Annotated in this window: 7 protein-coding genes and 3 pseudogenes; all 10 read left to right on the top strand. The window is 32.5% G+C overall.

The genetic code is table 11. From position 1 onward, the window contains the following. Positions 1-221, top strand: a pseudogene (locus FOT98_RS27290) (hypothetical protein); the annotation flags it as partial. After that, positions 212-517, top strand: coding sequence for a DUF2325 domain-containing protein (locus FOT98_RS27285; protein WP_000426064.1), 306 nt, complete (start codon positions 212-214; stop codon positions 515-517). The pseudogene FOT98_RS27290 and the gene FOT98_RS27285, both read left to right, overlap by 10 nt. Positions 518-604: 87 nt before the next feature. After that, positions 605-1,240, top strand: coding sequence for a hypothetical protein (locus tag FOT98_RS27280; RefSeq protein WP_000784093.1), 636 nt, complete (start codon positions 605-607; stop codon positions 1,238-1,240). An 18-nt stretch (positions 1,241-1,258) separates the two neighbouring features. Continuing rightward, entirely contained in the window at positions 1,259-2,500 is a 1,242-nt protein-coding gene (locus FOT98_RS27275) for a glutathionylspermidine synthase family protein (RefSeq protein WP_000886565.1), read from the top strand. Between the two features lie 71 nt (positions 2,501-2,571). Next, positions 2,572-3,060 (top strand): annotated as a pseudogene (locus FOT98_RS27270) (hypothetical protein). Between the two features lie 66 nt (positions 3,061-3,126). After that, a complete protein-coding gene (locus FOT98_RS27265; RefSeq protein WP_001041411.1) occupies positions 3,127-3,528 on the top strand; it encodes a hypothetical protein in 402 nt (133 codons plus the stop codon). Positions 3,529-3,581: 53 nt separating this feature from the next. After that, positions 3,582-3,977, top strand: coding sequence for a hypothetical protein (locus FOT98_RS27260; RefSeq protein WP_000594391.1), 396 nt, complete (start codon positions 3,582-3,584; stop codon positions 3,975-3,977). Positions 3,978-4,213: 236 nt separating this feature from the next. Further along, complete coding sequence (locus FOT98_RS27255) at positions 4,214-4,606, top strand: hypothetical protein (protein WP_000425110.1); 393 nt, start codon at positions 4,214-4,216, stop codon at positions 4,604-4,606. Positions 4,607-4,655: 49 nt separating this feature from the next. Then, positions 4,656-5,360 carry a CPBP family intramembrane glutamic endopeptidase gene (locus FOT98_RS27250; protein ID WP_000675653.1) on the top strand — a complete coding sequence of 235 codons (705 nt, stop codon included), beginning with the start codon at positions 4,656-4,658 and terminating at the stop codon, positions 5,358-5,360. A gap of 135 nt (positions 5,361-5,495) precedes the next feature. Further along, positions 5,496-5,618, top strand: a pseudogene (locus FOT98_RS27245) (hypothetical protein); the annotation flags it as partial.

Raw genomic sequence — 5,618 nt, 5'->3', positions numbered from 1 at the left:
ATATTGTAACAGGATTAGATGGTTATGAAGACATGAGCAATGGATTTATATTCATCTGCTTGCTTGTAAGTGGTTTTATTTTCATGCTATTGTTACCAATCTTCGCAATTATATTAATAGTGGGTGTGGTATTGCTGAATATTGTCATCTGCACAATTGTATTATTAGTATCACCAAGTACATATAAAAAAACTAAAGATGTGGAGAGTGAATGGAAATGAGTACAATTCTAGTTTTAGGTGGTTCAAATGGTAGAACATTAGAGAAATTGGCGAAAAAAAGAGATTGTCAGGTAATTTTTCATGATGGGAAAAATCATGGTGGTGTAAAGAAAACGTTTCGTAGTGTTATAAAAAAATGTGATGTTATTGTAGTGCAGAAAGGTGCATGTGGCCATGTGTCTATTGATGTAGCAAAAGAATACGCAAAGAAGTATGATGTCCCACTTTTATTCAATCAGGGTTTTGGAGGAACAGGTGCGTTAGAGATTGGGTTAAAGCATTTGCAAGCAGCATAAATTAGGTAGTAGGGAATTTTTTTTGATTATATAATCATATAATCCTTATATAAAAATTATAAAGTTAATATTGGAGGCTCTTTAGTTATGAAAATGAGTAATAAAAAATTTATGAAAATCGCTGCAAACCTTGGGATTTCAACAGCTTTATTAACGGGATGCGTAGGAGATCTCGAAGAAAATAATTCACTATCAGTTGACCAAGACACAACTGATAATAAAGAAACACAAAAACAATGTACTTCTAATCAAATAAATGAAAATGAGTGTTTTGAAGAGATGCCAACTGCAGGACCTGTTAAGCACGAAGACAAACAGAATAATCCGAGTGTAGAGCATGATAATGGTTGGAGTTCCGCCTTAGTTCCGTTTGCCGCAGGTGCAGCTGGTATGATGTTAATTAATTCATTAAATAAGAAAAATCCAGGGCAAATTAATAATAATACTAACCATACATATAGACCACCAATGACACAAAAACCTTTACCAGAAGTACCGAAAGAAAAAGAGAAGGAAAAAGGGAGAGGGACAAGTACAAGTGCTGCTACAAGTAGTGGAGGTGCAAATAATTCTACTTCTACAAATAAAAGTGACACGAATAAAAGTAACGCATCTACACCGAAAACAACTAATCCAACTCAACCATCAAAACCATCTTCAACAAGCAAGGTTACTAGTGGTTCTAGTGGTATCGGAAATGCAAAAGCTCCAGCTGGATCTTAATTTATAGGAGGAGACAAAATGTTAGACAATCAACAGCAACAAGAATATATGAAAAAATGGTTTGCTTTATCTGAGCAAGCTTGTACACGTGGTTTTACTTGGCCAAGCTTATTAGAGCATAATGAATGGTGTCAGTATATGTCTACTGGTATCAAAAAAATCAAAAAAGAGGAATATAATAATATTATAGAAGTAACTGAATTAGTAAAAACCATTTTTCAAAAGGTTTATAAATATTTACTAGAAAGTCACGATGGTTTTTTACAATTAAAATTGCCCACCGAATTATGGGAAGTGACTAGAACAAATTATGATGTTTTATTTTCATATTTCACTAGGTTTGATTTCATTGTTGCAAACAATGAAATCAAACTAATAGAAATTAATGCAGACACACCCACCGGCTATTTGGAGCCATCTGTAGCTAATCAAGTATTATGTGATCATCATCAAGTTATAAATCCAAACTGCATAGAAGAGAAGCTAGAAAAAACGTGGTATAAAATTATTACTGATTATGAATTAAAGCCTCATGATGTTATACATTTCACTAGTTATGATTGGCATGAAGAAGACTATCAAACAGTAAAATTTATTCGAGAATATTGCCCTCAGCCCAGTGATTATGTGGGGATACAGAGTATTATAGTTGCAGACGATGGGTTATATACACCAGATGGTGTCAAAATAGAATATTTGTATCGATTATATCCATTAGAGTACTTATTAGAAGATAAGGACTATAGCGGAAAATCAATTGGCCTTATGTTTTTAGATCATATTGCACAGGGGAGAGTGAAAATCATTAATCCTCCTTCAGCATTCTTAATTCAAAATAAAGGTGTACTAGCTCTTATCTGGCAACTTCACGAGCAAAATAAATGGTTTACAGAACAAGAACATAAAATTATAGAAAAGTACTTCTTACCAAGTTATTTCTCAAAGGACAAATTTGAAGAAAATGATATAGATTATGTGAAAAAGGCCACATTTGGAAGGGAAGGCGGTGGTGTTTCCATCATTAATGATGGAAAAGAAGTAGCCGCAGATAAAACGCCTTACTATGAGCAACAACATAAAATTTATCAAAAGTATATAGAAATGCCCGACTGTACTATAGATACGTGGGATGGAGATTATACAGGTAAATTATTAATAGGTTCACATTTAATTGGTGGGGAACCAGCGGGTTTATTTTTAAGAGTGGGTGAAAAGATTACTGGGAATTTATCAATGTTTATTGGAATCACCACAGAATAAAATCAGTTTAATACAATTTGAGTTTTGTACAAAAGCGTTATGATGAAAACTGTTCAAAAGGGGATTGTTTAATGAAAAACAGAAAATTTATTATGAAATTGTCATGTGTTATAGCACTTTCTATGGTAGGAGGATGCACTGGTTTTAACATATCTAGTAAAGAATCAACAGTACAAAATTCTGTTGGGACTAAATCACAATTACCAGCAGAAAGCGATTATTCAAATTCAAGATTTAAGGCAATAAATCTTGATAAATATACACTTGTCTTAATCGATAAACAAACAAAAGTTCAATAGCTAAAAGTAGTTCGAAATGGAGGGTTTGATGGTGGAGTAGATATTGTACCTTTGTTTCAAGCGAATGGTAAACCATATGTAGGTGAAGAAGTAAAAGATAATCGTTTTTCCACAAAAAAGATAGATAAATATACTTTTATTATCACTGATGAAGAAACAAAAGTTCAATATTTGAAAGTAGTTCGAAATGCAGGATTTGATGGTGGAGTTGTAATAGAACCTTTATTAAATCCAGAAGGGGGATTACTTACAACTCAATAAAAATGAATTTCGTAATAAAAGAATTTGTTTAATTACTTGATTTTTGTCGAGAAGGAGCTGGAGTAAATGAACAAGCAAAAACGGATTGAAATTGTGAATGCACTAATTAAATACATTGCAAATAATGATAAAAATACATTCAATGGAAAAGGGTTACTTCACTATAAAGATAGAACAGCTCATTTTGTACTCAATGGTAAATCATTGCGGTTTGTTGATCACTATACAAATGTTTCTATGAATATGACAAGAATTGATTATAAAACGAAAATACAAAAAATGTACTTTTCAAGCGGCGGCACAATGTGGGGATTAGTAAAGGATTTTACACACTACATTTATGGGAATGATAATTCGAACGGATTAAACGGTTATGGAGGATTGTACTGTACGCATTGGGGATGGACAGAAGAAGCGATGAAAAACATGCGTGAGTATGCAAGAGAAATTGGATACTTAAAATCTTAATAAAAGCGCTATTTTAAACGAAAAGGGGAACGGAAAAGAAACCTTCATTTGAAATGATAAAGAATGAAAATGGCGGAGTAGATATGATTTATACAACGAGTGGAGGGAAGCAATCTTTCACTTACTTTTCTGGTCCACCGGAAGATATAGATCATGTTTGCTTGGATTACATGAAAGAACGGTTCGGAAACGTTAGAACTTGGAAACAAGTTGATTTTATAAAGCGGAAATATAAAGAAGGTTATCGAACGATATTCGGAGTAATAGATGAATTAAAAGTAGGTGACAAAGTAGTGATGCATACATGCGGAGAAGCGGCACACTATGACGGTAAAGTTTGGACATGTCGGACGGATCAATTCAAAACGAGTAGTGGCTCGCAAGTGGTGTTTTTAGAAGGATTTAGCGGATACTTCTTAGTTGAATATTTGCAACATGTGAATTTATAAAAAACTAAACAAAGCTGGAAATTAAACTTAAAGTTAGGACTATTATAGTAGCCAAAATATTGGTATTGGGAGGATAATTATGATTGATGCCGTATCAGAAAAAACGTTAATAGCTATTGATAATTTTACGGTTTTTCTATATATAGCAGTAGTTATATATTGTTTCTCTCGGTTATCTCACCGTAAACAATAATAAAATAGTTTCGCATTATTAAGAAGTGAAAGGATTTGATGTTATGGAAATGGAAAAGTTCAATGCAAAAGCATTCTTTATATTTATGGGCATAATTTTATTACTCTGTATCGGTACTAGATTTGCTCAGGAATTTAGGGCGGAACAAGAAAAGAATCATGAGATAAGGATGGAACTAACTAGGAGTAACGTGAAAGTTGCAGAGGATATGGTTGCGAAAGAATTAAATACAGATAATAAAAATTTTCGAATGACTGCTGTACCAGGAGATCTGCTGAATCGAAGTTACTGGATAACTAAAGAGTTAGTATCAGAGATAAAAAAAGATGGGGAAGAATACCGAATCTACTTTGAAACAAAAAGAGTCAGCAATAGTGAAGGGGATCTTGTTATGTATAAACCTACAGGTATATATAAAATTCTTAAAGAAGAGTAGATAATACTATTTGGATTTAAAATTCTGATAATATAATATTTGGAGGTAAATGAAAGGTGAATATAGTAAAATGAATCATAGTAATTTACATAAATCAGGTTATGTTATACTCATATACTTTGTAATGACTCAATTTGTTGGGATTATAGGAGTACAATTGTTAGCAAAGACAGGTTGGTATGATATTAAGGGAAATCAACAGCAAGCAATTCAGCAACTACTTATTCATTGGGAACTAATAGGGTTTTCACTCATATTAACATTCACTTTTCTTGTATATAAGAAAGAAGCGATGAACGATTCGAAGTTATCGATTAAATTATCAAGAAACTCATTCGTATGGATTTTAATAGGAATTGTTGCAGTATTTTTAGCGCAGACAATTGGTAGTATTTTAGATAAGAGTATATTTCACTTAACTACACAATCAGTAAATACATCAAGTAATATTGAAGCTGCAACTATAGCTCCTCTTGCTCTTATATCAATTGTAATTCTTGCTCCGTTAGTTGAGGAACTGGTATTTCGTTACGCGGCCATAAATATACTAAGTCGTAAATTTAATGAAATTGGGTGTATATTAATTAGCTCAGTCTTTTTCTCTATCATGCATTTTGATTTTCCTTTTGTATTTGGATATTTTCTAATCGGACTTGTACTTGCCGCAATATATGTACGTACTAATAGGTTACTAGTCTCATTTATCATTCATGCTACTATGAACTTAATAATTGTTATACTGCAGATTTTTTGATAGAAAATATGTAGGTAAGGAGAGCGTAACTTGACGAAAAAGAAGGCAATATTTTTAGATCGTGATAATGTAATTAATGTTCTGTTACATTAAAGTTAACCATAGGGACTAGATAGTGAAAAGTTCAAGGATGTCTTTTCAAACTATTCTATTACTGTGAGTTCCACTGGAAATTTAGGTTTAAGTATTGGTATTATGAGTGCGAAGTTAGGCTTTAATGTGACTGTTCATATGTCAGCAGATGCGAAAAAGTGGAAA

This window comes from Bacillus sp. HY001, from assembly GCF_007558965.1.
Lineage (GTDB): Bacteria > Bacillota > Bacilli > Bacillales > Bacillaceae_G > Bacillus_A > Bacillus_A mobilis.
Note: the sequence above shows the minus strand (reverse complement) of the source record. Positions and strands in the feature narration are given on the sequence as shown.

Bases quoted from the DNA above. Each gene is read 5' to 3' on its own strand.
- FOT98_RS27285 (WP_000426064.1), top strand. From the start codon at position 212: ATGGAAATGAGTACAATTCTAGTTTTAGGTGGTTCAAATGGTAGAACA.
- FOT98_RS27280 (WP_000784093.1), top strand. From the start codon at position 605: ATGAAAATGAGTAATAAAAAATTTATGAAAATCGCTGCAAACCTTGGG.
- FOT98_RS27275 (WP_000886565.1), top strand. From the start codon at position 1,259: ATGTTAGACAATCAACAGCAACAAGAATATATGAAAAAATGGTTTGCT.
- FOT98_RS27265 (WP_001041411.1), top strand. From the start codon at position 3,127: ATGAACAAGCAAAAACGGATTGAAATTGTGAATGCACTAATTAAATAC.
- FOT98_RS27260 (WP_000594391.1), top strand. From the start codon at position 3,582: ATGATAAAGAATGAAAATGGCGGAGTAGATATGATTTATACAACGAGT.
- FOT98_RS27255 (WP_000425110.1), top strand. From the start codon at position 4,214: ATGGAAATGGAAAAGTTCAATGCAAAAGCATTCTTTATATTTATGGGC.
- FOT98_RS27250 (WP_000675653.1), top strand. From the start codon at position 4,656: ATGAAAGGTGAATATAGTAAAATGAATCATAGTAATTTACATAAATCA.